Raw genomic sequence first — 25,054 nt, 5'->3', positions numbered from 1 at the left:
TGTGATCATGCAATCGGCGCCACAAGGCCCCGCCGCGGTCCTCATCGGCCCGCCCGGCTCGGGCAAGTCCACGGTCGGGCGGCTCCTCGCGGACCGCCTCGGCCTGCCGTTCCGCGACACCGACGCCGACGTCGAGGCCGTCGCCGGCAAGAGCGTCAGCGACGTGTTCGTGGATGACGGCGAGGAGCGGTTCCGCGAGCTGGAGGCGCAGGCCGTGCGCGACGCGCTGGAGACGCACCCGGGCGTGCTCGCGCTCGGCGGCGGCGCGATCCTGCACGAGCACACGCAGAAGCTGCTGGCCGGCCACCGGGTCGTGTATCTCCAGGTCGGGCTCGACCAGGCGGTCAAGCGGGTCGGGCTCGCCTCGGCCCGGCCGCTGCTGGTGCTCAACCCGCGCAGCCGGCTCAGGCAGCTGATGGAGCAGCGCCGCCCGATCTACGAGAGCCTCGCCGCGATCACCGTCGCCACCGACGGCCGCGAGCCCGAGGACGTGGCGACCGACATCGAGGCGGCGCTGTGACCGCGACGCGCATCACCGTGCGGGGCGACAGCCCCTACGACGTCGTCGTCGGCACCGACGTGCTGGCCGAGCTGCCCGGCCTGCTGGACGCGAAGGTGCGCACCGTCGCCGTGATCCACCCCGCCGGGCTTCCCGAGATCGCAAGACCGGTCCGCGAGACCCTGGAGGGCGCCGGATTCGAGGTCGTCGCCCTGCCCGTGCCGGACGGCGAGGAGGCCAAGTCCGTCCACGTCGCGGCCGAGCTGTGGTCGGCGTTCGGGCGATACGGCATCACACGTTCCGACGCGGTCGTCGGTGTCGGCGGCGGGGCGACCACCGACCTGGCCGGATTCGTGGCCGCGACGTGGCTGCGCGGCGTCCAGGTCGTGCAGGTGCCGACCACGCTGCTGGCGATGGTGGACGCGGCGGTCGGCGGCAAGACCGGCATCAACACGCCCGAGGGCAAGAACCTGGTCGGGTCCTTCCACCCGCCGAAGGGCGTGCTGTGCGACCTGGCCACCCTGGCGAGCGTGCCGCGCGAGGACTACGTCGCCGGCCTCGCCGAGATCATCAAGGGCGGGTTCATCGCCGACCCCACGATCCTCATGCTGATCGAGGACGACCCCGCCGCCGCCCGCACCCCCGAAGGCGAGCACACCCGAGAGCTGGTCGAGCGCAAGATCCGGGTGAAGGCCGACGTCGTCGGGGCGGACCTGCGCGAAAGCGGCCTGCGGGAGATCCTCAACTACGGCCACACCCTCGGCCACGCCGTCGAGCGGGTGGAGGACTACCGCATCAGGCACGGCGAGGCCGTGGCCATCGGGTTGGTCTACGCCGCCGAGCTGTCCCGGCTCGACGGCCGCGTCGGCCGCGACGTCGTGGACCGCACACGCTCGATCCTCGAGTCGGTCGGCCTGCCCACCTCCTACCGCGCCGACGCCTGGCCCCGGCTGCGCGAGCACATGCGCGTGGACAAGAAGGCCAGGGGAGCGGTGCTGCGGTTCGTCGTGCTCGACGACGTCGGCAGGCCAGCCCGCCTGGAGAACCCTTCGGAGGAACTGCTCCAAGCGGCGTACCGGGAGGTCGCCCGATGAGGCAGGTGCTCGTCCTGAACGGGCCCAACCTGGGCCGTCTCGGGAGCCGGGAGCCCGACGTCTACGGCGCGCAGACCTTCGACGACCTGGCGGCCCTGTGCCGCGAGATCGGCCGCGAGCTGAGCCTGTCGGTGGAGGTCAGGCAGACCGACGACGAGGCCGAGCTGGTGAGCTGGATCCACGAGGCGGCCGACACCAGGACCCCCGTGGTCCTCAACCCCGCCGCCTTCACCCACTATTCGTACGCGTTGCGTGACGCGATCGCGCAGCGTACGGCTCCGCTGGTCGAGGTGCACATCTCCAACCCCAACGCGCGGGAGGAGTTCCGCCACACCTCGGTCGTGGCGGCGGTGGCCACCGGGACGATCGCGGGGTTCGGCATGCGGTCGTACGAGCTCGCGCTGCGCGCGATCGCGGACATGGGCGAGTGACGAAAGAAGGGATCATGGGCTACCGGTCGTACGTGGCGGTCGGAGACAGCTTCACCGAGGGGCTCAACGACCCCCTCCCGGACGCGCCCCCTCCGGCGCCGGGGGAGGTGGTCCGCTACCGGGGCTGGGCCGACCGGGTCGCCGAGCGGCTCGCCTTACTCGAACCGGACTTCCGCTACGCCAACCTCGCGGTGCGGGGGAAGCTGATCGACCAGATCGTCGCCGACCAGGTGCCCGTGGCCGTCGGGCTGAAGCCCGACCTCATCAGCTTCTGCGCGGGCGGCAACGACCTCATCCGCCCCGGCGCCGACCCCGACCAGATGGCCAAGAAGCTGGCCGGCGCCGTACGCGACCTGCGGGCCACCGGCGCCGACGTCGTGCTGTTCACCGGGACCGATCCCCGGGACACCCCGATCATGCGGCAGCTGCGCGGCAAGTTCGCGATCTTCTTCATGCACGTCCGCTCGATCGCCGACCTGTACGGCTGCCACCTGGTGGACATGTGGTCGATGCAGGGGCTGCGGGACTGGCGGGCCTGGAGCGGCGACCGGCTGCACATGAACGCCGAGGGTCACCGCCTGGTCGCGGCCCGGGTCCTGCACGTGCTGGGCGTGCCCGGCGAGGACGACTGGCGCAAGACCTGGCCGCCCCGGGAGACGGTGGACCCGAGGGCCAAGCGCCGCGAGGACGTGCAGTGGCTCAGGGAGCACTTCGGCCCGTGGATCGGGCGGCGCCTTCGGGGCACGTCCTCCGGCGACGGCCTCGCCCCCAAGCGTCCCGAGCTAGGCCCGCTGCCCCCTGCCACCTGACCCTGCCACCTGATCGTGCTCCCTGACCCTGCTCCCTCTCCCCGACCGGGCGGGCCTGCGCCGCGGGACAGCGCGTCCCCGCGGACGACTACGCCGGCGCGCCGGTCCGCGCCGTCGCGCGGCGCAGGCTCCGTGATGTCCAGGGTGGGCAGTCCGGATCGCCTTCGGCCTCCGCGGCGGTGAGCCAGAGGAATTCCTCCACCTCCTCCGGCGAGGCGGCCACGGGCTGGGCGTGGGGCGGCATCGTCGCGCGGAAGACCACGTTGACGACGGGGTCGCCGTCGTCGGTGACGAAGAACCCGCTCTCCACGTAGAAGAGTCGGGCTCCCGTGATGTCGACCCCGATCTCCTCGGCGACCTCACGCCGTGCCGTCTCCTCGAGCACGTCGAGTCCCGCGCCGTCGACCTCGACCTTGCCGCCCACGCCGGCGAGCGTGCCGGGTGCGTGAGCCTCCCGCTTGCCGCGCCGGATGAGCAGCCATCGGCCGTCTCGCTCCAGGAAGACCTCGACGTTCACGACGAAGGCCGGTCGGCCGCCCCGCGTGAGGCACATCGACGTGACGGGGGTGTCAGCGCTCATGCCCCCGCACTCTACGCGCGGTCGCGGGTCTCACGCCCTGCCCGAGGCGCGGACGGCGCCGTCAGGCCACGCGCCGGCGCCACCGGCGGCGCTGCCGGGCGAACGCCACCTCAGATCGGAGGAGGTCCTACCACGGTCCGATGCGCGACGGGCGGACATCGCGCGAAGATCCTGCTTCACGGCCACCGGCTCAGGGGACGCCGATGCCGGATTCGAGCAAGGGGAGCGACGATGGCGTGGAAACGATGGCGCGTGCGCGGACGGGTGTGGCTGCTCGTCGCGACGGCGGCCCTGCCGATCGCGGCGGCCGCCGTCGTGGCGGTGGCCTTCCCGTCGGTCGCCGCCACGACCTGCCCCGGCTGTTACGGGCTGGAGCGGCTGGCCCCGGACGTCTACGCGGAGTCGGGCCTGCCGCAGGACCGGAGGCGGCAGGTGGTCTCCGCGGTGGAGGAGGCGGAGCGGCGCGTCCGCGACTTCTACGGCGGCAGGCGGGCCTCTCCGCGGATCCTCGCCTGCCTCAGCGACCGCTGTTACGGCCGCATCGGCGGCGGAGGGGAGCGGGGCGTCGCGGTGCTGAACCGCGCGGTGATGCTGTCACCCGAGGGCGTGGACCCGGTCATCGCCTCCCACGAGATGTCGCACGTCGAACTGCACGCCCGGCTCGACTCGGGCGGCGCGGAGGTGCCGCAGTGGTTCGACGAGGGCCTGGCCGTCCTGGTCGCCGGCGACCCGCGGTATCTCGCGCCGGAGACGGCGGCCGACCGCTGCCTGGTGAGCACCGACGCCGCGCTGCCGGCGACGCTGGACGCCTGGCTGCGGGCCGCCGGCGCCGACCAGCACACCTACGCGAAGGCGGCGTGCCGGGTGAGCCGCTGGGTCACCGCGAACGGCGGGCCGCACGCCGTGCTCGACCTCGTCCGCCGCCTGAACGCGGGGGAGACGTTCGGCACGGTCACGAAGATGTGACCAGAGCCGGAGCGGCCGGGTCTCCCCGCACGTGAAGGCGGGACGCCTGAGCCTGCCCGGCGGCCCGGCTCAGGAGCCGGCGGTGAGGCGGCGCAGGGCGTCGCGGACCTTCGCGGGATCGGTGGTGCGCCAGAAGGGCGGCAGCGAGTTGAGCAGGAACCCGCTGTAACGGGCGGTGGCGAGCCTCGGATCGAGAACGGCGACGACGCCCCGGTCGTCCATCGACCGCAGCAGCCGGCCCGCGCCCTGCGCCAGCAGCAGCGCGGCGTGGGTGGCCGCCACGGCCATGAAGCCGTTGCCCCCCGTGGCCGCCACGTGCCGCTGCCGGGCCGAGGCGAGCGGGTCGTCGGGACGCGGGAACGGGATCCTGTCGATGATCACCAGGGTCAGCGACGGGCCCGGCACGTCGACGCCCTGCCACAGGGACAGCGTGCCGAACAGGCAGGTGGCGGGGTCGCCCGCGAACTGCTTGACGAGTTGCGAGGTCGAGTCGTCGCCCTGGCAGAGCAGCGGCACGTCGAGCCGCTCGCGCAGGGCCTCCGTGGCGGCCTTCGCGGCCCTCATGGAGGAGAACAGGCCGAGCGTCCGGCCGCCGGCCGCCTCGATGAGCTCGGCGATCTCGTCGACGTACGCCTCGGGCAGGCCGTCGCGGCCGGGCTGGGGGAGATGCGTGGCGACGTAGAGGATGCCCCGGCGCGGGTGATCGAACGGCGAGCCGACGTCGAGGCCGGTCCACTCCCCGGCGCGCAGGCCCCACTGGCGGGACAGGCTGTCGAACGAGCCGCCGAGTGCGAGCGTGGCGCTGGTGAGGACGACGGTGCGATCGCCGAACAGCTTGTCGCGCAGCATGCCGCCGACCGACAGCGGAGCCACCCGCAGGGTGGGAGGAACGCGCCCGCGCCCCTCCTCCAGCCAGACGACCTCCGCCCGGTGGACCTCCTCGGATCGCGCGTCTCCCGGGCCGCCGTTCGCGCCGCCCGCCGAATCCCGTGACTCTCCCGAGTCCCGTGAGTCCCCCCCGTCCTCCGCGTCGTCTCCGGCCTCGTCACGACCGGCCGCGGGGCCGAAGGCGTCGAGCATCCGCTGGGCGGTGTCGTGCACCTCGTCCAGCGCCGTGAAGGCGGCCTTGCGCAGCCCGGCGTTCTCCGGGTCGTCCTTGTCCTTGTTGCGCGGTCCGAGGGCCGTGATGCAGGCGAAGGCGGCGTCGCGCACCAGCGCGAGCGTCATCGCGAGCGACCCCGGCAGCGTGTCGACGCGGCCGGGCGGGGCGACGGCCAGCAGGGCGCGCAGGTCCTCGCCCGCCTCCTGGAGCCGGTCGGCCACCCCCTGCTCGATGAGCCGTCCGGCCCGGCGCACGGCGAGGCCCACCGTGCTCTCCGACAGCTCTCCGGTGACCACCGACGTCACCCGGTCGACCAGCTCGTGCGCCTCGTCCACCACGACCACGTCGTGCTCGGGCAGGACCGCGAAGTCCTCCATGGCGTCGATCGCCAGCAGCGCGTGGTTGGTGACCACGACGTCGGCCTCGCCCGCGCGCTCCCGCGCGAGCTCGGCGAAGCAGTCGGCGCCGCTGGGGCACCGCTGGGCGCCCAGGCACTCCCGGGCCGTCACGGAGAACTGCCGCCAGGCCTGGTCGCTCACGCCGGGGACGATCTCGTCGCGGTCGCCGGTCTCGGTCTCGTTGGCCCACTCCTGGATGCGCTGCACCATCCGGCCGGTGGCGCTGACCTCACGCGGGTCGAAGAGCTGGTCGTCCTCGTCCTCGGGCATCCCGTCGGCCATCTTGTGGCGGCACAGGTAGTTACGGCGGCCCTTCAGGATCGCGAACTCGGGCCGGTGCGGCAGCAGGCCCTCCAGCGCGTCGGCAAGCCGGGGCAGGTCGCGGTCGACCAGCTGGCGTTGCAGCGCGATCGTCGCGGTGGACACCACCACGGCCTGGCCCTTCTCGGCCGCGTGCCTGATCGCGGGCACGAGGTAGGCCAGCGACTTGCCGGTGCCCGTGCCGGCCTGCACCGCGAGGTGCTCCTCGCTCTCGACGGCGTCGCGCACCGCCTGCGCCATCTTGACCTGCCCCGGGCGCTCGACGCCGCCCAGTGCGGTCACCGCGGCGGTGAGGAGTTCTTCGACGGGCGGAAGCTCGGGACGGTCCTTGGGCACGGAAGAACGCTACCCGGTGCCACCGACATCCTGTGCGTGTCCGCCCCACCACATCCTGGCGTTCCAGGAACTCCCTCCCGGCACGCGTGGCACACTGAGATGTCAGTGCTCTCAAGGTCAACGGCGATCTACCCAGTGAGGTCGAAAAGGGACGAAACGGAAGTTTCGCGAGGGTTCCCGAGATCGAGTGGACGGAAAAGGGCAGGTAAAGGCACTATGTCTGCCATGTCGGAAGTTGTCCCACTGCCATCGTTCGGCGAGGTGTTCTTCGACGCGCGAGGCCAGGACCGTGTGCTCCGGGTCACGTGGCACGACGGCACGCTGGTGCTGAGCCTGTGGCGGGGCGAGATGTGCACGGCCAGTTTCCGCATGCCCATGAACGACGTGGGACGGCTGATCGACACTCTCGACGAGGGTTTCGCCGAGGCGGGCGGCGAGGAACAGGACGCCGGGACCGGGCCGTTCCCCCGGCAGGGCGCGGCGGGCCAGGACGGCTACGCCCCCCAGGAGGCGTACCCCGCGCACCCGCAGGACCAGGGGCAGGACGCCTACGCGACCCAGGTCCACGACCCGTACGCCACGCAGGTCCACGACCCGTACGCGGCCGAATCCCCGGACGCGTACGCGACGCGGGCCCAGGACGCCTACGCCGTGCCCGACGCGTACGCGGGGCAGCCCGGTGACGGATATGCGGCGCAGGATCCCTACGCCGCGCCCCAGAACGCGCCCCACCCCGCGGCCCAGATCCCGTACCCCCAGGCCCGGGACGGGTACGCCCCCGATGAGGGCCATGCCACCGCGCCCCACGGCTACGGCCAGGCCTCCGACGGGTACGCGCGGGGCGAGAACGGGTACGTCGCCCGGGACCGCCGCGGGTCGCACGACGCCGGGTTCCCCGAGCAGGCCGCCCCGTCCGACTACAACTACCAGGACTATCCCGGCCCCGATTACCCGGGGACGGGGCAGTACGCCCGTCCGCCGGTGCCGCCGCCCGCACCGGCCCCCGAGGCCTACCCGGCGCCCGCCGCGCTCGGCCCCAACGACGTGCTCGTCGCCCGGGGCACGCCCACCCAGGACCGCCTCGTCGCGTCCTCGGCCCAGACCGGCCCGCAGCCGGCCTACCCCCAGGCATCGCAACCCCAGGCCCCGCAGCCCGTGGCAGCGCAGCCGGCGGGGCAGCAGCCCGGGGCGGTCGACCCGAGCGACCCCCTCGGCCTCGGCGCGGTCCGGCCCTACGTCAACGAGCCGTACGCGAGCGAGCAGTACGCGAGCGAACCGCCGCTCTACACCACGGGCGAGCGCCTGCGGCCGGACCAGTGGCCGGCCGGTCAGGCCCCGGACCAGCACGCCGAGCACGAGCGCCGCGGGGGGCGGCGCGGCGGGCAGCCCTCCACGGACTCCCCGATTCCGTGGTCGGACGAGGACGGGGAAGGCTGGGATACCCAGCGGGGGTGGTGAGGGCCCCGGTCCGCGGGAGTTCCAGCTGTAAGTAACCTCGTCGTTTGATGGACACGTCAACGGCACTGCAGTTCCTCCTGCTCCCGGCCGGCGCCCTCGGCGTCGCCGCCCTGGCCAGGTGGCGCGACTGGTCGGCTCCACTGCTCCTGGTGGTGGCCGGCCTGGCCGCCTCCTACGTGCCGGGGGTCCCCGACTACAGCCTCGACCCCCACATCGTCCTGGTGGTCTTCCTGCCGCCGATGCTCTACTCGGCGGCTCTGGACAGCTCATACCTGCGGCTGCGCGACGCCGCCAGACCCGTCGGCCTCCTGGCCGTCGGGCTCGTCCTGGCGACCACCCTGGTGGTCGGCTTCGCCGCGCACGCGATCGTCCCCCAGCTCCCGCTCGCGGCGGCCTTCGCGCTCGGCGCGATCGTCGCCCCTCCCGACGCCGTGTCGGCGGTCGCCATCGGACGCAGGCTCGGCCTGCCCCGGCGCGCGCTGACCATCCTCGTCGGCGAGAGCCTGTTCAACGACGCCACGGCGCTGACCGCCTACCGGGTCGCGGTCGGCGCGATGACCGGCGCCGCCGCCGACCTGCTCGACATCGGCGGGGAGTTCCTCCTGGCCGCCGGCCTCGGCGTGGCGATCGGCCTCGCCATCGCCTATCTCGCGGGGTTCGTGCTGCGGCGGCTCGACGACGCGCTGATCGCCAACGGGGTCTCGCTGCTCGTGCCGTACGCCGCCTACCTCGCGGCCGAGGCCGTGCACGCCTCCGGCGTGATCGCCGTCGTGATCGTCGGCATCTACCTGGGCCACGAGCTCAGCCGGACGACGTACGGCACGCGGCTGCTGTCGGGCGCGGTCTGGAAGGTCGCCGACCTGGTGCTGGAGTCGATCGTGTTCGCCCTGATCGGCCTGCAACTGCGCCCGATCATCGCCGGGCTGGGCGGCGAGCGGCCCCAAGAGCTGGCGACGTACGCCATCGTGCTGTTCCTGGTGGTCGTGCTCGTGCGGATCGCGTGGGTGCCGCCCAGCACCTACCTGCCGAGGATGCTGTCGAAACGGGTGCGCGCCCGGGAGCCCAAGACGCCGTCCTGGCAGAACGTGATGCTGACGAGCTGGGCGGGCATGCGCGGGGTGGTGTCGCTTGCCGCGGCCTTCGCCCTGCCCGAGAACTTCCCCCAGCGCAACCTGCTGCTGTTCCTGACGTTCGCGATCGTCGTGGGCACACTGATCGTCCACGGGCTCTCGTTCCCCTGGCTGATCAGGCGGCTGGGCGTCTCCACCGCCCGGGAGCGGTACGCCGACGACCTCGCGGAGGCGGGCGCCCAGCAGGCCGCCGCGGCCGCGGCCCTGGCGCGGCTGGAGGAGCTCACCTCCGACGGCGTGCTGGACGTTCACGAAGAGGTCGTCGACCAGTTGCGCAGCCGCTCCGAGCGCCGGGCCCTGCACGCCTGGGAGCGGCTCGGCGGCGGTACCGGCCCCGAGGGCGAGGAGACGCCCGCCTCGCTCTACCGGCGGCTGCGCCGCGAGATGCTCGCCGCGGAACGCGAGGTGTTCGTGCGGCTGCGCGACGAGCGGCGCATCGACGACGAGGTCCTCCACCGTGTCATGCAGGAGCTCGACTTCGAGGAGGCGACGCTCGAACGCGGCTGAGCGGGCTCAGGGCACGGTCTATTGGCTCAGGCGCTGGTCCACGAAGCACCAGCGCCAGTTCTCTCCCGGCTCGAACGAGCGGATCACCGGGTGGCCGGTCTCCTTGTAGTGGGCGGTGGCGTGCTTGCCGGGAGAGGAGTCGCAGCAGCCGATGTGGCCGCACTCCAGGCACTTGCGCAGGTGGACCCATCGCATGCCGCGCTCCAGGCACTCCTGGCAGCCTTCGGGCGTGAGCGGCTCAGGATCGGCCGCCACGAGCAGGTGTTCGCAGTTCCCCATGCCGCAGATGCTACGGCCCGCGATCGGGTGACCGCCGCGCCCCCGCGCCCGCGGGCCGTGTACGCCGAACCTCGACAAACTCCCCCTCGGGATCTGCACATCGCTTCCGTAGGTTCGTGGGCCATGACGACGACGGTCGACACGGGCGACTTCACCGCCTGGTTACGCGACTTCGAGGGCGCGGCGCTGCTGCGGCGCACCTGGGGCGACCCCGACTGGACCGCGGGAGCACGGCTTGAGCCCGCCCTTGTACGGAGCCTCCAGCGGTTCCAGGTGGGGGAGGACGGCGACGGCGCCCGCCTCATGGACAAGGCCCGGCGGGCGGGCGACCCCGTGTACGCGGAGGCGGTCCGCCTGTTCGTGGCCGAGGAGTGCGAGCACGCCCGCCTGCTCGGCCGGCTCCTGGAGGCGGCGGGCGCGGCGACGATCTCCGGCCACTGGTCCGACGCCGCCTTCGTCCGGCTGCGGCGGCTCCTCGGACTGCGCATGGAGCTGATGGTCCTGATGCTCGCCGAGGTGGTCGCGCTCGGCTACTACCGGGCCGTGCGCGACGGCGTCAGGGACCTGCTCGCGGCGGAGGTCGCGGGCCGGATCCTCGCCGACGAGCTGCGCCACGTGCCCTTCCACCGTGATCGGCTGCGGCGGTCCTTCCGGAGATCCTCCCGGCTGTCGCGGGCGATCGCCTCGGCCCTGTGGTGGTCGCTGCTGGCGTGCGTGCTGGCCGTGGTCGCCCTCGATCACGGCGACGCCCTGCGCGGGGCCGGAGTGTCCAGGACCGCCTTCGCCCACGAGGTCGCCGGGTATTTCCGCCGCGTCGTCGCCGAGGTCATGACGCGGGGATGACGCGGGGATGACGCGGTGGCGACGAGATGAGTGCGCAGGGGCCCCGAAGGGCGCCCCTGCTTCGGTTCCGCGGCGGGCGGGCCGCGGTTGGGTAGGGTGATCGGCATGCGACTCCTCCCGTTCGCCGCCGCCTGCGCGGCCGCCGTCCTGCTCGCCTCCGGCTGCGCGAGCGCGGACAAGGCGCAGACGTGCGCCGAGTCGACGCGGCTGATCAGCCAGACCATCAGCGAGATCGGCAAGGTCGTGGACGACCCCGCCGCCATGCGAAAGAAGATCGAGGACGGCGCCGCCGACCTGGAGGACATGGCGAACAAGGCCACCGACACCACGCTCAGGGACGCACTCCAGGGGCTCGCCGACAGCCTCCAGAAGCTCAACGTCGACGACGCCAACGCGGCGGTGGACGCCGCGCAGAAGGTCGCCACCGACGGCGCGACCTACCTGCGCGAGGTCAGCCAGGCCTGCCTCTGACCCGGCTCCCGGCGCCGCCCCCTCCGCTCAGGCGTGGTCCGCGAGCCGGTCCCTTCCGGCCGGACGGAGTGCGAGCGTGACCACCACGCCGGCCACGGAGACCACGGCGGCGACCAGGAGGGCGGAGCGCAGACCGCCGGCGGTGGCCGCGCGCAGCGCCTCCCCGGCCGGGCCGGCGGTTTCGCGACCGGCCACGGCCACCAGGACGGCCAGGCCCGCGGCGCTGCCCGCCTGCAGGACGGTGGAGGACAGGCCGGAGACCACGCCCTGCTCCCGCGGGGCCACACCGGTCGAGGCGAGGATGAACATCGTGGAGAACCACAGGCCCGCGCCCAGGCCGAACCCGACGACGCCGGCCAGCAGGCCGAGGTAGGACCCGTCGGCCGACAGGCGCCACGCCAGCACCGCCGTACCCGTCGCCCCCAGGGCCACGCCGAGGATCAGTGTGCCGCGCAGCCCGAGGCGCGGGATGAGGCGTTCGGCGGCCAGATTGCCCGCAGTGATCGCGAGGGTCGGTCCGAGGAAGGCCAGGCCCGACTCGGCGGCGCCGTAGCCGAGCACCTCCTGGAAGTGCAGCGTGAGGAAGTACGGCACGCACTGCAGGGTCAGGCCGTAGACCAGGATGACCCCGGTCCCGGCGGCGGTGTGCCGGTTGGCGAGCAGCCGTGGCGGCAGCAGCGAGTCGCGCCCGTGCGCCTCGATGAGGAGGAAGGCGGCGAGCAGCCCGGCCGCCGCGACGGCGGACGCCAGCACGCCGGGGGAGGTCCAGCCCCACTGGGGGCCCTGCGCGACGGCGAACACGAGTCCGGTGACGCCCACGGTGCCGGTGAGGGCTCCCGGCAGGTCGAATCCGCCGGCCCGCCGCCTTCCGTCCGGCGTCAGCACGGCGAACGCCGCGGCAGCGCCCACCGCGGTCAGCGGCACGTTCACGAAGAAGACGGCCTGCCAGCCGAACGCGCCGGTCAGGACGCCGCCGAGCAGCGCGCCGAGACTCAGCCCGGCGGCGCCGCACGCCGCCCACACGGTCATCGCCCGGTTGCGGGCGGGCCCTTCCTCGAACATGGTGACGACCAGAGAGAGGGTCGCGGGCATCAGCACCGCTCCGCCGACCCCCTGCAGCGCCCTGGCGCAGACCAGCGGTACGGGGGAGGAGGCCAGCCCGCCGAGCAGCGAGGCGACGCCGTACAGCAGCATGCCGGCGACGAACATGCGCCGCCTGCCGACCAGGTCGGACAGGCGGCCCCCGAGCAGCAGGAAGCCGCCGAAGGGCACCGCGTAGCCGCTGACCACCCACTGCAGCGCGTACGGGGAGAATCCGGCCTGGCGGGCGATGTGCGGCAGCGCGACGTAGACGACGGTGAAGTCCAGGGCGGTGATCGAGCTGCCCAGGCCGAGAAGGACGAGAGGGATCACGAATCGCATGCGGGCAGCCTGATCGCGACCCCGGGCCCCAGCCAGCCCCGGGTTCTGACTACTCAGAAGTTGCCTAGGCTGGACGATCGTGGATCGAGCGGTCGAGCTGAGCGAGTTCCTCAAGTCCCGCAGAGCGCGGGTGCGGCCGGAGGACGTCGGCCTGCCGTACAAGGGCAACGGGACGCGGCGCGTGCGCGGCCTGCGCCGCGAGGAGCTGGCGCTGGCGGCGGGGGTCAGCGTCAGCCACTACACGCGCCTGGAACAGGGCAACGGCAGGAACGTCTCGGCCGAGGTGCTGGACGCCATCGCCGACGTGCTGCGGCTCACCGGTGACGAGCGGGTCTACCTGCACGCGCTGGCCCGCCCTGCGCATCGGCGCCACGACGTCGCGCAGGCCCCGATCAGGCCCGGGTTGCAGCGTGTCCTGGACTCGCTGGTGCTCACGCCGGCGCTCGTCCTCGGGCGGCACGCCAACGTGGTCGCCTGGAACAGGGCGGCGGCCGCCGTCTTCGCCGACTTCGCCGCGATCCCCGAAGAGCGCAGGACGATCGCCCACCTGATCTTCCTGGACGAGGACGTCAAGCGCATGCACGGCGAGGGGTGGCCGCGGCTCGCCCGGGAGCACGTGGCCCAGCTCCGCGTCCTGGCCGCGCGCCACCCGCAGAACGAGCAGATCATGGAGCACATCGACGGCATCTGCCGGCAGAACCCCGAGTTCGGAAGGCTGTGGCACGAGCACCACGTGGCCGCCGCGACGCACCGCGACTACGTCCTCGACCATCCGGTCGTGGGCGAGCTGCGGCTGTCCGCAGAGCTCGTCGGTCTGCCCGGCGACCCGGAGCTGCAGGGGATGGACCTGTTCGCCGCCGAGCCCGGCTCGGAGTCGGAGGACAGGCTGCGGCGCCTGATCGCCACGACGACGCGTGCGGCGTCGTCCCGTCTCCCGTGAAAGAGGCGACCTTCCGTAGAAGTGGCAACCCGGCAAATCTAGGGGAAAAGGGGCAGAAATAGCGTTCTCGTATGGAAGAGAACGAACCAGACCCCCGCTTCGTCCTCGCCAACGAGCGTACGTTCCTCACCTGGATCAGCACCTCCCTCGCGCTGAGCGCGGGCGGCATCGCCATCGCGGTCGTCCCCGAGGACGTCTTCGTGCCGTGGGTGCGCACGCTGCTCGCCGTCGTGCTCGTGCTGCTGTCCGCAGTGGCGGCCGGTTCGGCCTATCCTCGCTGGCGGCACATCGACCGGGCGCTGCGGCAGGACCGCGCGCTCCCGCCGCCCGCCCTGGCCCCCATGTTCGGGTACGGCGTGGCCGGCGTGGCCGTCCTGGCCCTGCTCCTCATCCTCCTGGCACGGTGAGCGGCGCGTGAGCGGCGAGCCGAGGCCGGGCCTGCACAGCGAGCGGACCCGGCTGGCCTGGGTCCGCACGGCCGTGACGATGTCGGGCTCGGCCGTCGGAGCGGCGGGGATCATGGTCCGTCACGACCTGCCCGGCCTCGCCGTCCCCTTCGCGGCGGCGGCGCTGGCCGGGGCGGTCATGCTGCTGCGCACCGGGAAACGGCACCGCGTCCTGGAGCGGACGCTCCGGCACGGGCGCCCGCTCGACCACCGGCTGGACGCCCGCATCGCCTGGGCGGGCGCGCTGGCCGTCGCCGCCGCGGCGCTGGTCGCGGTCGTGATGATCACGATGTGAGCCGGGGCCCGGTGGCCCTCCCGCGGATCCGCTTGAAGGCCCCGCGCCCGGCAGGTGGTGGTCAGATCGCCGGCATGGCTTCCATGCTGTGCGGGCGAGGGCTGGTCTCCAGCCGGACGCCGCCGATGGCCGTCACCGCCGCCTTGTCCGCGTTCTTCCCCGCCCACGCCTCCGCCTGCCCGCGCAGGGTCCGATCGGGAGAAAGCAGAGTGTCCGCCATCATCGAGAAGAGGCTCGTGCACGCCTTGGACCTGACACCGAGATCGCAGCGGGCCTTCACGGACAGCACCTTGTCCGGCCCGTCGTACCAGATATAGACGGACATATGGAGCCTGGCGGCGTCGCCGGGCCGGCAGATCATCCCCATCTTGGCACCGGTCAGCGGGTCGGAGGCCGCGGACCTCGCGCATCTCCAGGAATTGGCCGCCTGAAGCCAGTTCACCGCGACCATGGTGAGCGTCACCTTGGGCAGGTACCGCTGCTTTCCCGTGGGGAACCTCCCGGGGAAGGAAGGCGCGGGGGCGTCCGTCACCGGTTCGGTGGTCGCCAGGCCGACGGCGCCGCCGGCGACCCCGCCCAGCACCAGCGCCGCGATCAGCGTACCCACCGTGACCAGTACGAATACCGCGGTTCCCGTCCGGCCGGGCCGAGGGCCGGCGTCGGAAGGGGCCAGGATGGGAGCCCCGGTCCCGGGGGGCGCGTACGGGGGCGTCTGTTGCGCGGCGTACGGCTGAGCCGCCTGCACCGGCTGCCATGCGGCACCGTCCCACCGGAACCTGCCGTCGGGAGAGTACGGCCAGCCGGGTGGAGCCGCCATCAATATCTCCTCTTCATCGTGAGTTCGATGGATCGGGTGTTCGCGTTCCGCTCCAGCGCGTACTCCCAGTCGAGAACGAAGGTGATGTCCCCGTCACCCGCGATCTGCTCGGCCAGCCAGCCACCGACCTTCTTGACCGTCGAGGGATCGTCACGGTGGGGGAGGGCCGCGAACCACGACATGTAGTCCAACCCGGCCGCCGCCGTGGTGCTGTCCGGATTGATGATCCTTGCCTCGACCTTGCTGATGTATTCGTAGAAGTCCGCCACGTTGACGGCGCGGAAGAGGTCTGCTTCGAACCGGACCTTGCCGATTCTCAGCTCACAGGACCAGAACTGCCTCTTGTCGGCGCAGGTGTGCCCCTGGCCCCGCAGTGCCTCGACCACGGTGCCGATCTTGAGGCCGGGAACGCAGTCGTGGCCGCAGTATTTCGTGTCCTGCTTGCGGACGTTGTGGGCGACGGCGTAGGCGCCGACGCCGGCGAGCAGGAAGACGATCGCGGCGATCGCCACGACCGCGATCCGGCGGGACCCGCGGCCACTCCGCGTCAACTCCACAGTCACGAAGACGGAGTATGGCAAGGATTCCCCGCAAGTGGGGACAGAGATCGCGAATCGCGTTTGGGGCCGGGGCGTGGGGAACGCCCGGCGAACCGGTCGCGACGGGTCAGTCGCCCGCGGCGGCGATGGTCTCGCCGATCTCCTCCGCCCGTTCCTCCTCCTCGCGGGCGAAGCGCTCCGCGTCGAGCCGCTCGGCGATCTCCTCGTCCTGCCGCATCAGCGCGTCGAGGCTCTGCCCGGCCATGTCGAGCACGCCCATGTCGGCGTACGCCTTCTGGAGGCGGGGGCTCCACAGGCCGATGTCCTTCACGCACGGCACGATCCGGCTGAACAGCAGCGAACGGAACAGCCGCAGGTACTCCGACCGGTCCACGCACTCCATGGCCTCGGCGGACTCCTGCCGCGACAGGCCGATGGTCTCCCAGATCTCCTCGCCGCGCAGCCGGTCGCGCATGAGGTGGCAGCCCTCGATCACGAAGTCCTCGCGCTCGCGCAGCTCGGCGTCGGACAGGTTCCGGTAGTAGTCGCGCAGCGCCATCCGGCCGAACGCCACGTGCCTGGCCTCGTCCTGCATCACGTACGCGAGGATCTGCTTGGGCAGCGGCTTGGTGGTGATGTCGCGCATCACCCCGAACGCGGCCAGGGCCAGGCCCTCGATCAGCACCTGCATGCCGAGGTAGGGCATGTCCCATCGGGAGTCGTTCAGCGTGCTGTCCAGCAGCGCCTTGAGGTGCTCGTTGATGGGGTAGGCGAGCCCGACCTTCTCCTGGAGGAACCGGGCGTACGTCTCGGAGTGCCGCGCCTCGTCCATCGTCTGGGTGGCGGCGTAGAACTTGGAGTCGAGGTCGGGCACCGACTCCACGATGCGGGCCGAGCAGATCATCGCGCCCTGCTCGCCGTGCAGGAACTGGGAGAACTGCCAGGCGGCGTTGTGCCTGCGCACCTCGTCGCGCTGCCGCCGGTCCATGCGGTCCCACAGCGGGGAGCCGTAGATCGCGAGGGTGGTGTCGGGGACGCCGAGCACGTCGCAGGGGTCGACCTCGAGGTCCCAGTCGATCCGCTTGACGGAGTCCCACTGCTTGTCCTTGCCCTTCTGGTAGAGGGCGAGCATGCGGTCCCGGCCGTCGTCGTACTCCCAGGTGAACCGGGCCGCTCCGGTCATCTCCACGTCCCACGTGGACAGCTCGGCGGGGATGGTGTAGAGCTCGTGGGTCGACACGGGGGACCTCCCTTGACGTACACCGTACGTATCCCCGCGAGCGTGTCACGTACGCTGTACGTACGTCAATGGACGGGTGACTGCGCGCGGCGAGAGAGGATTCGGTCATGCTCAACCGGAACCGCATCGTGACCGCCGCCGTGGAGCTCATCGAGAGAGAGGGCGCCGACGCCGTCTCGATGCGCAGGATCGCCGCGGAACTCGGCGTCGGCGTCATGTCGCTGTACAACCACGTGCCCAGCAAGGCCGCGCTGCTCGACGCCGTCGCCGAGGACGTGCTGTCGCGGATCGGCTTCACCGACGACCCGTCCGCCCACTGGACCGAGCGGGTGCGCATCCAGGCGCGCGCGTTCCGGCGCATCGCCCATCACTATCCCCGTTCCACGATGGTCGTGGTGAGCAGGCAGCTGAGCTCGACCGCGGGCCTCCTCCCGGTGGAGCGCGCCCTGGCGACCCTGCGCGAGGCGGGCTTCGACGGCAGGGAGGCCGTCCGGATGCTGCGCATGTTCATCGCGTACGTCGTCGGCTCGCTGCTGCGGGAGGTGGGGGTGACCCCCACGTTCGCCCCCGCACGGGCCGACGCGATCATCGCCGAGGTGGACCCCGCGCTGTTCCCCGTGGTGAGCGAGTTGCGGCCGCATCTGGACTCCTGCGACCACGACGAGGAGTTCGAGTTCGGCCTGGAACTGCTGATCCAGGCGATGGCCGTACGGGCCGCCGCGCGGGCGGGCGGCGGGGCCGGCGAGCGGGCCGGTCGTGGAGGCGCCCGGCAGTAGGCCGCCGGGCGCCTCCGCCCGGGTCAGTACCAGTTGTGGGACCGGAAGTGGCCCCAGGCGCCGCACGGCGATCCGTATCGGCCCTTGATGTACCGCAGCCCCCACCTGATCTGGGTCTGCGGGTTGAACCGCCAGTCGTCGGCGACGTAGCCCATCTTCCGTCCGGGCAGCGCCTGCGGGATGCCGTAGGCGCCCGAGCCCTGGTTGTAGGCCCGGTGGTCCCAGTTGCTCTCCCTGGTCCAGAGGCTGTCGAGGCACTGGAACTGCTCGCCCGACCAGGTGTTGCGGGTGACGAGCCGGAAGGCGTAGGCCTTGCTGCGGAGCTTCGCCGGCGCCTGGCGGAACCGGGGCGGCTGCGCCGCTACCCGCGTCGTCCACACTCCGACGTGGGTGACGGGCCGCACGCTCTCCCCGGTCGGGGCCGCGGCGGCCCACTCGTCGGCCCACGCCACTCCGCTTCCGCCACCGGTGACGGTGGCCGCGATGACGGCGGCGACTGTGCTGCGTAGAACGCTTCTGCTGTCCAAATCGGTCCTTGTCGTCGGGTCGCGTGCGGAAGGCGGGCGCACGTGGCGCCCGCCGCGCGGCCGCGCGCCCATGGCGTGGGCGCCGCCGTCCGCTCGGCCCGCACCGGATCACCAAGAGCTTCCGGCGGGCACCGCGACGGGTCCTCACGCGGATTGAAATACGGCCGCCCGCCTCCCCGGCGGCATCTGCGGCACGTCGCGGACGGTTCTTTGCCGATCCGCCCCCCAACGCCGACCGTTCCCGGGGGCGCGGCTTACCGTGCACGGCGCGCCCTGCGGCCAGACCGGACGGGACGCTCGATTAGGGTGCGGACATGAGCGTTCTCGATATTCCGGTGACCACGATCGACGGCGAGGGCACCACCCTCGGCGACCTGCTCGGCGGCAGGGCCGCCCTGGTGGTCAACGTGGCGTCCAGGTGCGGGCTGACCCCGCAGTACGAGGGCCTGGTCGCGCTCCAGCGGGCGTACGCCGACCGGGGGTTCACCGTCGTCGGCGTGCCCTGCAACCAGTTCATGGGCCAGGAGCCCGGCTCGGCGGAGGAGATCAAGGAGTTCTGCTCCACGACCTACGGCGTGGACTTCCCGTTGCTGGAGAAGACCGAGGTCAACGGCCCGGAGCGGCATCCTCTCTACGCCGGGCTGACCGAGACCCCCGACGCGGAGGGCGAGGCCGGCGACATCCAGTGGAACTTCGAGAAGTTCCTGGTCGCCGCCGACGGCCAGGTGGTCGCCCGGTTCCGCCCCCGCGTCGTCCCCGAGGCCCCGGAGATCGCCGAGGCGATCGAGAAGGTCATCGCCTAGGCACTGAGACCCTGGGCCCGCAGCTCGCCCGTACGACGAGCTGAGTGGGCAGCGTGACGGCCGGAGGACGCCTGCCGTGCCGCAGCACCAGCTCGGCGGCGCGGTAGCCGATGTCCTGGGCCGGCTGGGCGATCACCGTCAGCGGCGGGGAGCACAGCTCGGCCCAGGGCACGTCGTCGAACATGATGAGCGACACGTCCCTGGGGATGCGCACGTCCAGCTCGCGAGCGGCCAGCACGGCCGCCTCGCCGAGCACGTTGCCGCCCGCGATCACCGCGGTGACGTCCTGCCGGTGCTGCAGCAGGCCCGCGGCCGCCGCGTAGGCGGAGTCGCGGCTCGACCGGGCGTGCACGACCAGATCCCGGTCGGCGGGCAGGCCCAGCGAGGCGATCGCGGCGCTGAACGCGGCCACCCGCTGCGACTGCCCGTGCCGGCCGAGATAGGCGATCTTCCGGTGGCCCAGCCCGGCCAGGTACTCCACGGCCGTCAGCACCCCCGCCCGGTCGTCGGGCACCACGCTCGGCACGTCCGCGCGCACCCGCCGGTCGGCGAACACGACGTTCAGCCCCGCGCGCAGCGCGGGCGCCCACATGTCGCCGTCCCCGGACGGCACCGCGATCAGCCGGTCCATGCTCTGCTCGATGAGGGTGCCGATCAGCTCGGCCTCCCGCTCGGGGTCGTCGCCGGTGACCCCCACCGTGACGGGCTCGCCGTACGAGCGGGCGCACGACAGCACGCCGTCGGTCAGCCGTGCGTAGAAGCTGTCGGTGATGTCGGGGACCAGCAGGCCGATGCCGCCCGTCCGCTGGCGCCTCAGGTTGCGTCCCAGCGCGCTCGGCCGGTAGTCGAGCCGCGCCGCCGCGGCGAGCACCTTCTCCCGGGTCTCGGCGCTCGCCGAGCCGCCCGACAGGACCCGGGACACGGTGGCCACCCCGACCCCGGCCGCCTCCGCCACTTCCTTGATGGTTATCCGCCGCTGCGCTGGACCGCTCATGGAAACGATTCCATCATGGTTCCATGGGTCGTGCTACAGAAATCTTGACAATAGGCGGTATTTCACGGGACAGTCTTGAAAACGTATCCACTTCCCCTTGTCTCGGAAGCGCGAAGGACTGGCATGGCTTCTATCGTTCTGAACAACGTCGACAAGATCTACGCGGGCGGGGTGAAGGCCGTGAACGGCCTCAACCTGGAGATCAAGGACGGCGAGTTCATGGTGCTGGTCGGCCCGTCGGGCTGTGGCAAGTCCACCGCCCTGCGGATGATCGCCGGCCTGGAGGACATCAGCGGCGGCGAGATCGTCATCGGCGACCGAGTCGTGAACCACCTTCCCCCGAAGGACCGCGACATCGCGATGGTCTTCCAGAACTACGCGCTGTACCCGCACATGACGGTCGAGGAGAACCTCGCCTTCGGCCTCAAGCTGCGCAAGATGTCGAAGCCCGAGATCCAGAAGCGGGTCAACGAGGCCGCCCGCATGCTCGGTCTGGAGCAGTACCTCAAGCGCAAGCCGGCCGCCCTGTCCGGTGGTCAGCGCCAGCGTGTCGCGATGGGCCGCGCCATCGTCCGCGAGCCCCAGGCCTTCCTCATGGACGAGCCGCTGTCCAACCTGGACGCCAAGCTCCGTGTCTCCATGCGCGCCTCGCTCAACCAGCTCCACGAGAACCTCGGCGTCACCACGGTCTACGTCACCCACGACCAGGTCGAGGCCATGACCCTGGGCGACCGCGTCTGCGTCCTGCGCGACGGCGTGCTCCAGCAGGTGGACACCCCGCAGAACCTGTTCGACGACCCGGTCAACCTGTTCGTCGCCGGCTTCATGGGCTCCCCGTCCATGAACTTCACCTACGCCGAGCTGGTCCGCGACAACGGCGGCGCGTCGGTGGCCTTCGCCGGCTACCGCCTCCCCGTCCCCGACTCGACCTTCGCCGAGAAGCCGGGCCTCGACCGCTACATCGGCCGCAAGATCATCCTCGGCATCCGGCCCTCCGACTTCGAGGACGCCGGCTCGGCCAGCGGCAACAGCGCCGGGTGGGTGCGCATCCCGGTCCGCGCCAACGTCACCGAGGAGCTGGGCTCGGAGATCAACGTCCTGTTCACGATCGACGCCCCGCCGGTCGAGCACAAGGACACCGTGGCCGCCGCCCACGACGGCGACGACGAGGAGACGACGCTGCCGCTGACCGGCGACAAGTCGCTGTGGACCGCGCGTGTCAACGCCCGCAGCCACGTCCGTCCCGGCCAGGAGATCGAGCTGGTCGTCGACACGCACAACCTGCACTTCTTCGACGTCGACTCGGGCCTGTCCATCGGCCACGAGGCCAACATCGGCCGCTGACCCGGGTCACCCCCGCCGTACCACGGGCGGCGGGGGACTCCCGGCGGAGCGCGGGCGCGGCACGCGCCCGCGCGGCCGGTCGTCGCCGGCCGGCATCCACAAGGACGTCCACGCCCGCCTCGGCCGCGCGAAGGAGAAGTCGTGCCGGAGGCGCGCCAAGAAGAAGCCGTGCCGGAGGCGCGCCAAGAAGAAGCCGTGCCGGAGGCGCGCGAAGAAGAAGCCGTGCCGGAGGCGCGCAGAACATAGCAACGCGGTGCCGGTCGCGGCGGTCGCGGCGGTGACCGCGGCCACGGCGCCCGCGGGCACCCAGCCGAGCGCGACCGCGAGCCCGGCCGTCCCGGTGCCGGCCGAGATCCCGCACAGCGCGGGCGCCGCCTTTCGCGCCGGCCCGGCCGTCCGGCCCGCGCGACGCGGCCGGCGGACGGCGTACGCGCCGGCTCCCACGATGGCCGCCAGCGCCGGCAACAGCAGCCCGGCCGCGACCACGGCCGCGCCGCGCCCGGCCGTCAGCCCGGCGGCCGTGCAGGTCAGGACGAACCCCGCGAACAGCGAGGCGGACCGCCCGAGCCGGACCCTGCCCCGCGCCCTGCCGTACGGGAGGGCGCCGAGGCACGCCCCGGCCAGTGCGGCCGGGAGCGCCGCGAGGGACGGGTCGCCCAGCACGAGCGCGGTCCCGGCGAGGAACGCGCCGGTGACGGCGGCGACCGCGGCCAGCGCGCCGCCGAGCCGGTCGAGCAGCCCGTACGCGTTGGTCATCGCGACGATCCACATCACGCTGACCGGGCCGTCCAGCCAGTCGCCCGTCAGCGTCACCTGCACGCCGCACAGCACGACCCCGCCCGCCGCCACCGACTCCACGATGAGCCGCGTGACGAGCGGCAGCGCGCCCACGTCCGCGATGAGTCCGAGCAGCGCCACCGCGGCGGCGGCCAGCAGGACCGCGCTCACCCGCCGGTCGAGCGGGCCCACGGCCGTCATCGTGCCCGCCACCGCGGCGCCCGCCGTGGCCGCCGCCAGCGTCACCCCGCCCAGGTAGGGGATCGTGCGCCGCACCGGGCGCAGGCCCGCGGCGGCGAGCAGGCAGGCGACCGCTCCCGCGAGCGCGGGCGCCAGCGCCGGGAGGGGCGTCATCGGCTGCCCACCTCCGACCGCGTCGCGCCGCGCAGCGCCCGGTAGAGGGCCTCGGTGTCGGCCACCAGCCGGTCCACGCAGAACGCCCGCCCGGTCCACGCGCGGGCCGACTCGCCCATCCGCCGCGCGAGGCCGGGGTCCACCAGCAGCCGTACGACGTGGTCGGCCATCTCGTCCGGGTCCGGCTCGGTCAGGAACCCCGTGCGGCGGTCCATGACGATCTCGGGAACGCTGCCGACCCGCGTGGCCACCACCGGCAGGCCCGCCATGCCGGCCTCCACGAGCGCCAGCGGCGTGCCCTCGGTGTCGGAGGTGAGCAGCACCACGTCGGCCGCGGCGTACACGGTCTCGACGTCGCGCCGCCAGCCGAGCAGCCGGAAGGATTCCCACATCGGCATGACGGCCCGCTCCACCTCCTCCTTCAGCTCGCCGCTGCCGCAGACGAGGAACCGTGCGCCGGGCAGCCGGGCCAGGACCGTCCTCGCGACCTCCGCGAGCCGGTCGGGCCGTTTGGCCTTCTTCAGCCGGCCGACGTACGCCACGACCGGCGCGTCCAGCGGGACGCCCAGCGCGGCGCGGGCCAGGGCACGCTCGGGCAGCGGGGCGAGCCCGGCGCCCGGCGGGATGACGACGTACTGCTCGGGCCGGCCGATCCCGGCCGCGAGGAGGTCGTCGCGCACCCGGGCGCCGACCGTGACGAGGCGGTCGGTCATCCTCGCCAGCCGGCGCTCGGTGCGGACGTAGACGGCCCGCCGCAGGCGGGAGAGCTGTCCGTCGAGGAGGTGGCCGTGGTAGGTGTGCACCCGGGCCGCCCCGACGCCCGACAGCCGCACCGCGAGGCGGCCGAGCGCGCCCGCCTTGGTGGTCCTGGTGTGCACGATGTGCGGCCTGAACTCGCGCATCGCGTTCGTCAGCCGGAACAGGGCCCGGTAGTCGTCGGCCGGCTTGATCGCGCGGCCGAGGCCGGGCACCCGGTGGACCGGGATCGTCGCGTCGCGAAGCTGCAGGTGGTCGCCTTCGCCGCCGTCCACGTATCCGGTGTACAGGCGGTGGTCGAACTCGACCGGGCTGAGCCGCTCGCACAGCCCGGTGACCTGGGTGGCGGGACCGCTCACGTTCATCCGGGCGATTATCTCCATGACACGAATCCGGTCGTCCGGTTTCATGCTGGCTCCTCCCTGATCATGTCGGAGAAGCTAGTCCGCGGTCCCACCGCCGACGGGGCGCCCGGACGCCGCCGGAAGAGACTTTTCCCTATCCGTACCCAAGCCTTACAGCCGTCCCGTCCGCCAATCCCGGGGGCGGCGGCGGGGTCGCTCCTACAGTCGTAGCGTGGCGGAGAAGCTGGTGGTCGTGGGCCAGGGCCCGGCCGGGCTGCCCCTGGCGATGCGCGCCGTGGAGGCGGGATTCCGCGTCGTCGGCCTCGACGAGGACGAGTGGCGGGTAAAGCGGCTGAACGCGGGGGAGCCGTGCGCCGAGGGCGTCGGCGCGGGCGCGCTGGCCGCCGCGCACGCCTCCGGCCGGTACGCGGCGAGCACCGACGCGGCGGACGCCTCCGGGTTCGACGTCTGCGTGCTCACCTCACCTGTGCGGATGCGGAACGGCGCGCCCGACCTCGGCCCGCTCGGCTCGGCCGCCGGCCGGATCGCCCCGTTCCTGCGGCCGGGGGCGACCGTGGTGCTGGAGGGCACCGCCTATCCCGGCACCACGGAGGAGTTCGTACGGCCGCTGCTCGAACGGGGGTCGGGACTGCGCGCGGGGGACGACTTCCACCTCGGCCACAGCCCGCACCGGGCCGAGCCGGGCAATCCGCGCTGGCGGCTCGGCAACACGCCCAAGGTCGTCTCGGGCGTCGACGCGGCCTCACTGCGGGCGGTGACGGACTTCTACGGCAGGCTGGTGCGGGAGACCGTCCCGGTCTCCTCACCCCGGGTGTCGGAGCTGTGCGCGCTGCTGGAAAGCGCCCGCGCGCAGGTCGGCGCGGCCCTGGCGAACGAGTTGTCGATCTTCGCCGCGCACCTCGGCGTCGACGTGTGGGAGGCGGTCGAGGCCGCCGCCACCACGCCCTTCGGACACGCCGCCGTGGCGCCCGGCCCCGGGATCGAGGACTCCTGCCTGCCGCTCGACGTCGCGTACCTGCCGTGGGGCATCCGGCGCGGCGTCGGACGGGGATTCCGGCTGGTCGAGGCGGCCAACGACGTCAACGCGCACATGCCCGCCCAGGTGGTCGACCGGCTCGGCCTCGCGCTCAACCGGAGGTGCCGCTCGATCAGGGGCAGCAGGATCCTGCTGCTCGGGCTGTCACCGGTCGAGGTCGCCAAGACGCTGTGCCGGCTCGGCGCCCGGGTGCGGGCCGCGGATCCGCATGCCGACGACTTCGTCGTACCGGCAGGGGTCGAGATGGTCGAGCCGGACGCCGCCGAGATGGCCAGGGCCGACGCGGTCGTCGTGCTCGGCGGGCAGGACTGCTACGACTACGACCTGGTCCAGCGGGCCAGCCGGTTCGTCTTCGACACCCGGGGCCGCTGCCGCGGCCCGAACGTCGAACGTCTGTGA

At 72.8% G+C, this 25,054-nt stretch carries 27 protein-coding genes; 16 read left to right on the top strand and 11 right to left on the bottom strand.

All coding sequences use genetic code 11. The features are described 5' to 3' along the window. Positions 1-7: 7 nt before the first annotated feature. From FLW16_RS26500 to FLW16_RS26485, 4 genes are read left to right on the top strand one after another with little or no spacing between them, the layout of a single operon-like run. Entirely contained in the window at positions 8-520 is a 513-nt protein-coding gene (locus tag FLW16_RS26500; RefSeq protein WP_142562845.1) for a shikimate kinase, read from the top strand. Continuing rightward, positions 517-1,593 (top strand): 3-dehydroquinate synthase, encoded by a 1,077-nt coding sequence (aroB, locus tag FLW16_RS26495; protein WP_142562844.1) that lies wholly within the window; start codon positions 517-519, stop codon positions 1,591-1,593. Before FLW16_RS26500 ends, aroB begins: the two co-directional genes overlap by 4 nt. Continuing rightward, positions 1,590-2,024 (top strand): type II 3-dehydroquinate dehydratase, encoded by a 435-nt coding sequence (aroQ, locus tag FLW16_RS26490; protein ID WP_142562843.1) that lies wholly within the window; start codon positions 1,590-1,592, stop codon positions 2,022-2,024. Before aroB ends, aroQ begins: the two co-directional genes overlap by 4 nt. A gap of 14 nt (positions 2,025-2,038) precedes the next feature. Further along, complete coding sequence (locus FLW16_RS26485) at positions 2,039-2,833, top strand: SGNH/GDSL hydrolase family protein (protein ID WP_142562875.1); 795 nt, start codon at positions 2,039-2,041, stop codon at positions 2,831-2,833. 88 nt (positions 2,834-2,921) lie between these two features. Here FLW16_RS26485 and FLW16_RS26480 read toward each other — a convergent pair whose 3' ends face one another. Next, entirely contained in the window at positions 2,922-3,413 is a 492-nt protein-coding gene (locus tag FLW16_RS26480) for an NUDIX hydrolase (RefSeq protein ID WP_221891301.1), read from the bottom strand. A gap of 231 nt (positions 3,414-3,644) precedes the next feature. Between FLW16_RS26480 and FLW16_RS26475 the strand changes: the two genes are divergently transcribed. After that, complete coding sequence (locus FLW16_RS26475; protein WP_221891300.1) at positions 3,645-4,379, top strand: hypothetical protein; 735 nt, start codon at positions 3,645-3,647, stop codon at positions 4,377-4,379. A gap of 69 nt (positions 4,380-4,448) precedes the next feature. Here the strand turns inward: FLW16_RS26475 and FLW16_RS26470 are convergent, their stop codons facing one another. Next, a complete protein-coding gene (locus FLW16_RS26470; protein ID WP_142562842.1) occupies positions 4,449-6,536 on the bottom strand; it encodes an ATP-dependent DNA helicase in 2,088 nt (695 codons plus the stop codon). 225 nt (positions 6,537-6,761) lie between these two features. On the opposite strand from FLW16_RS26470, the gene FLW16_RS26465 reads away from it, so the two are divergent. After that, the gene (locus tag FLW16_RS26465; RefSeq protein WP_142562841.1) at positions 6,762-7,994 is read left to right on the top strand and encodes a hypothetical protein; all 1,233 of its coding nucleotides are present in this window, start codon (positions 6,762-6,764) and stop codon (positions 7,992-7,994) included. Positions 7,995-8,041: 47 nt separating this feature from the next. Beyond that, on the top strand, positions 8,042-9,631 hold the full coding sequence (locus FLW16_RS26460; protein WP_142562840.1) for a Na+/H+ antiporter: 1,590 nt from the start codon (positions 8,042-8,044) through the stop codon (positions 9,629-9,631). A gap of 18 nt (positions 9,632-9,649) precedes the next feature. On the opposite strand, the gene FLW16_RS26455 is transcribed toward FLW16_RS26460, so the two are convergent. After that, positions 9,650-9,910 carry a ubiquitin carboxyl-terminal hydrolase 14 gene (locus tag FLW16_RS26455; protein ID WP_142562839.1) on the bottom strand — a complete coding sequence of 87 codons (261 nt, stop codon included), beginning with the start codon at positions 9,908-9,910 and terminating at the stop codon, positions 9,650-9,652. A 123-nt stretch (positions 9,911-10,033) separates the two neighbouring features. Here FLW16_RS26455 and FLW16_RS26450 point away from each other — a divergent pair, with 123 nt between their 5' ends. Together FLW16_RS26450 and FLW16_RS26445 are read left to right on the top strand one after the other, a co-directional pair. Then, on the top strand, positions 10,034-10,753 hold the full coding sequence (locus FLW16_RS26450; RefSeq protein WP_142562838.1) for a ferritin-like domain-containing protein: 720 nt from the start codon (positions 10,034-10,036) through the stop codon (positions 10,751-10,753). Between the two features lie 105 nt (positions 10,754-10,858). Next, positions 10,859-11,224, top strand: coding sequence for a hypothetical protein (locus FLW16_RS26445; protein WP_142562837.1), 366 nt, complete (start codon positions 10,859-10,861; stop codon positions 11,222-11,224). A gap of 27 nt (positions 11,225-11,251) precedes the next feature. Here FLW16_RS26445 and FLW16_RS26440 read toward each other — a convergent pair whose 3' ends face one another. Next, on the bottom strand, positions 11,252-12,646 hold the full coding sequence (locus FLW16_RS26440; RefSeq protein WP_185949603.1) for an MFS transporter: 1,395 nt from the start codon (positions 12,644-12,646) through the stop codon (positions 11,252-11,254). A gap of 79 nt (positions 12,647-12,725) precedes the next feature. On the opposite strand from FLW16_RS26440, the gene FLW16_RS26435 reads away from it, so the two are divergent. The 3 genes from FLW16_RS26435 (at position 12,726) to FLW16_RS26425 (ending at position 14,327) form a co-directional block, all read left to right on the top strand. Further along, positions 12,726-13,586: a helix-turn-helix domain-containing protein gene (locus tag FLW16_RS26435; protein ID WP_185949602.1), complete on the top strand. Its 861-nt coding sequence runs from the start codon at positions 12,726-12,728 to the stop codon at positions 13,584-13,586. A gap of 71 nt (positions 13,587-13,657) precedes the next feature. Then, positions 13,658-13,993: a YidH family protein gene (locus FLW16_RS26430; RefSeq protein ID WP_142562835.1), complete on the top strand. Its 336-nt coding sequence runs from the start codon at positions 13,658-13,660 to the stop codon at positions 13,991-13,993. 7 nt (positions 13,994-14,000) lie between these two features. After that, on the top strand, positions 14,001-14,327 hold the full coding sequence (locus FLW16_RS26425) for a DUF202 domain-containing protein (protein ID WP_142562834.1): 327 nt from the start codon (positions 14,001-14,003) through the stop codon (positions 14,325-14,327). A gap of 61 nt (positions 14,328-14,388) precedes the next feature. Here the strand turns inward: FLW16_RS26425 and FLW16_RS26420 are convergent, their stop codons facing one another. From FLW16_RS26420 to FLW16_RS26410, 3 genes are all read right to left on the bottom strand, one after another. Continuing rightward, entirely contained in the window at positions 14,389-15,144 is a 756-nt protein-coding gene (locus tag FLW16_RS26420; RefSeq protein WP_142562833.1) for a hypothetical protein, read from the bottom strand. Beyond that, the gene (locus tag FLW16_RS26415; protein ID WP_142562832.1) at positions 15,144-15,707 is read right to left on the bottom strand and encodes a hypothetical protein; all 564 of its coding nucleotides are present in this window, start codon (positions 15,705-15,707) and stop codon (positions 15,144-15,146) included. Before FLW16_RS26415 ends, FLW16_RS26420 begins: the two co-directional genes overlap by 1 nt. A 103-nt stretch (positions 15,708-15,810) precedes the next feature. Beyond that, positions 15,811-16,923, bottom strand: coding sequence for a ferritin-like domain-containing protein (locus tag FLW16_RS26410; protein WP_185949601.1), 1,113 nt, complete (start codon positions 16,921-16,923; stop codon positions 15,811-15,813). A 107-nt stretch (positions 16,924-17,030) separates the two neighbouring features. Here FLW16_RS26410 and FLW16_RS26405 point away from each other — a divergent pair, with 107 nt between their 5' ends. Continuing rightward, a complete protein-coding gene (locus FLW16_RS26405; protein WP_142562831.1) occupies positions 17,031-17,699 on the top strand; it encodes a TetR/AcrR family transcriptional regulator C-terminal domain-containing protein in 669 nt (222 codons plus the stop codon). Between the two features lie 23 nt (positions 17,700-17,722). Here the strand turns inward: FLW16_RS26405 and FLW16_RS26400 are convergent, their stop codons facing one another. Continuing rightward, positions 17,723-18,226, bottom strand: coding sequence for a lytic transglycosylase domain-containing protein (locus tag FLW16_RS26400; RefSeq protein WP_142562830.1), 504 nt, complete (start codon positions 18,224-18,226; stop codon positions 17,723-17,725). Positions 18,227-18,540: 314 nt separating this feature from the next. On the opposite strand from FLW16_RS26400, the gene FLW16_RS26395 reads away from it, so the two are divergent. Next, positions 18,541-19,029 (top strand): glutathione peroxidase, encoded by a 489-nt coding sequence (locus FLW16_RS26395; RefSeq protein WP_142562829.1) that lies wholly within the window; start codon positions 18,541-18,543, stop codon positions 19,027-19,029. Here the strand turns inward: FLW16_RS26395 and FLW16_RS26390 are convergent. Further along, a complete protein-coding gene (locus FLW16_RS26390) occupies positions 19,019-20,023 on the bottom strand; it encodes a LacI family DNA-binding transcriptional regulator (RefSeq protein ID WP_142562828.1) in 1,005 nt (334 codons plus the stop codon). The two genes, FLW16_RS26395 and FLW16_RS26390, sit on opposite strands and share 11 nt — an antisense overlap. 123 nt (positions 20,024-20,146) lie before the next feature. Between FLW16_RS26390 and FLW16_RS26385 the strand changes: the two genes are divergently transcribed. After that, a complete protein-coding gene (locus FLW16_RS26385; RefSeq protein WP_142562827.1) occupies positions 20,147-21,367 on the top strand; it encodes an ABC transporter ATP-binding protein in 1,221 nt (406 codons plus the stop codon). A gap of 6 nt (positions 21,368-21,373) precedes the next feature. Here FLW16_RS26385 and FLW16_RS26380 read toward each other — a convergent pair whose 3' ends face one another. Both FLW16_RS26380 and FLW16_RS26375 read right to left on the bottom strand, forming a co-directional pair. Beyond that, positions 21,374-22,498, bottom strand: a complete 1,125-nt coding sequence (locus FLW16_RS26380; protein WP_142562826.1) for a hypothetical protein — start codon at positions 22,496-22,498, stop codon at positions 21,374-21,376. Continuing rightward, complete coding sequence (locus FLW16_RS26375) at positions 22,495-23,664, bottom strand: glycosyltransferase (protein ID WP_142562825.1); 1,170 nt, start codon at positions 23,662-23,664, stop codon at positions 22,495-22,497. Before FLW16_RS26375 ends, FLW16_RS26380 begins: the two co-directional genes overlap by 4 nt. 166 nt (positions 23,665-23,830) lie before the next feature. On the opposite strand from FLW16_RS26375, the gene FLW16_RS26370 reads away from it, so the two are divergent. Further along, positions 23,831-25,054: a nucleotide sugar dehydrogenase gene (locus FLW16_RS26370; protein WP_142562824.1), complete on the top strand. Its 1,224-nt coding sequence runs from the start codon at positions 23,831-23,833 to the stop codon at positions 25,052-25,054.

This window comes from Microbispora sp. KK1-11, assembly GCF_006874435.1.
GTDB lineage: Bacteria > Actinomycetota > Actinomycetes > Streptosporangiales > Streptosporangiaceae > Microbispora > Microbispora catharanthi.
This window is presented reverse-complemented; position numbering and strand designations above follow the sequence as displayed.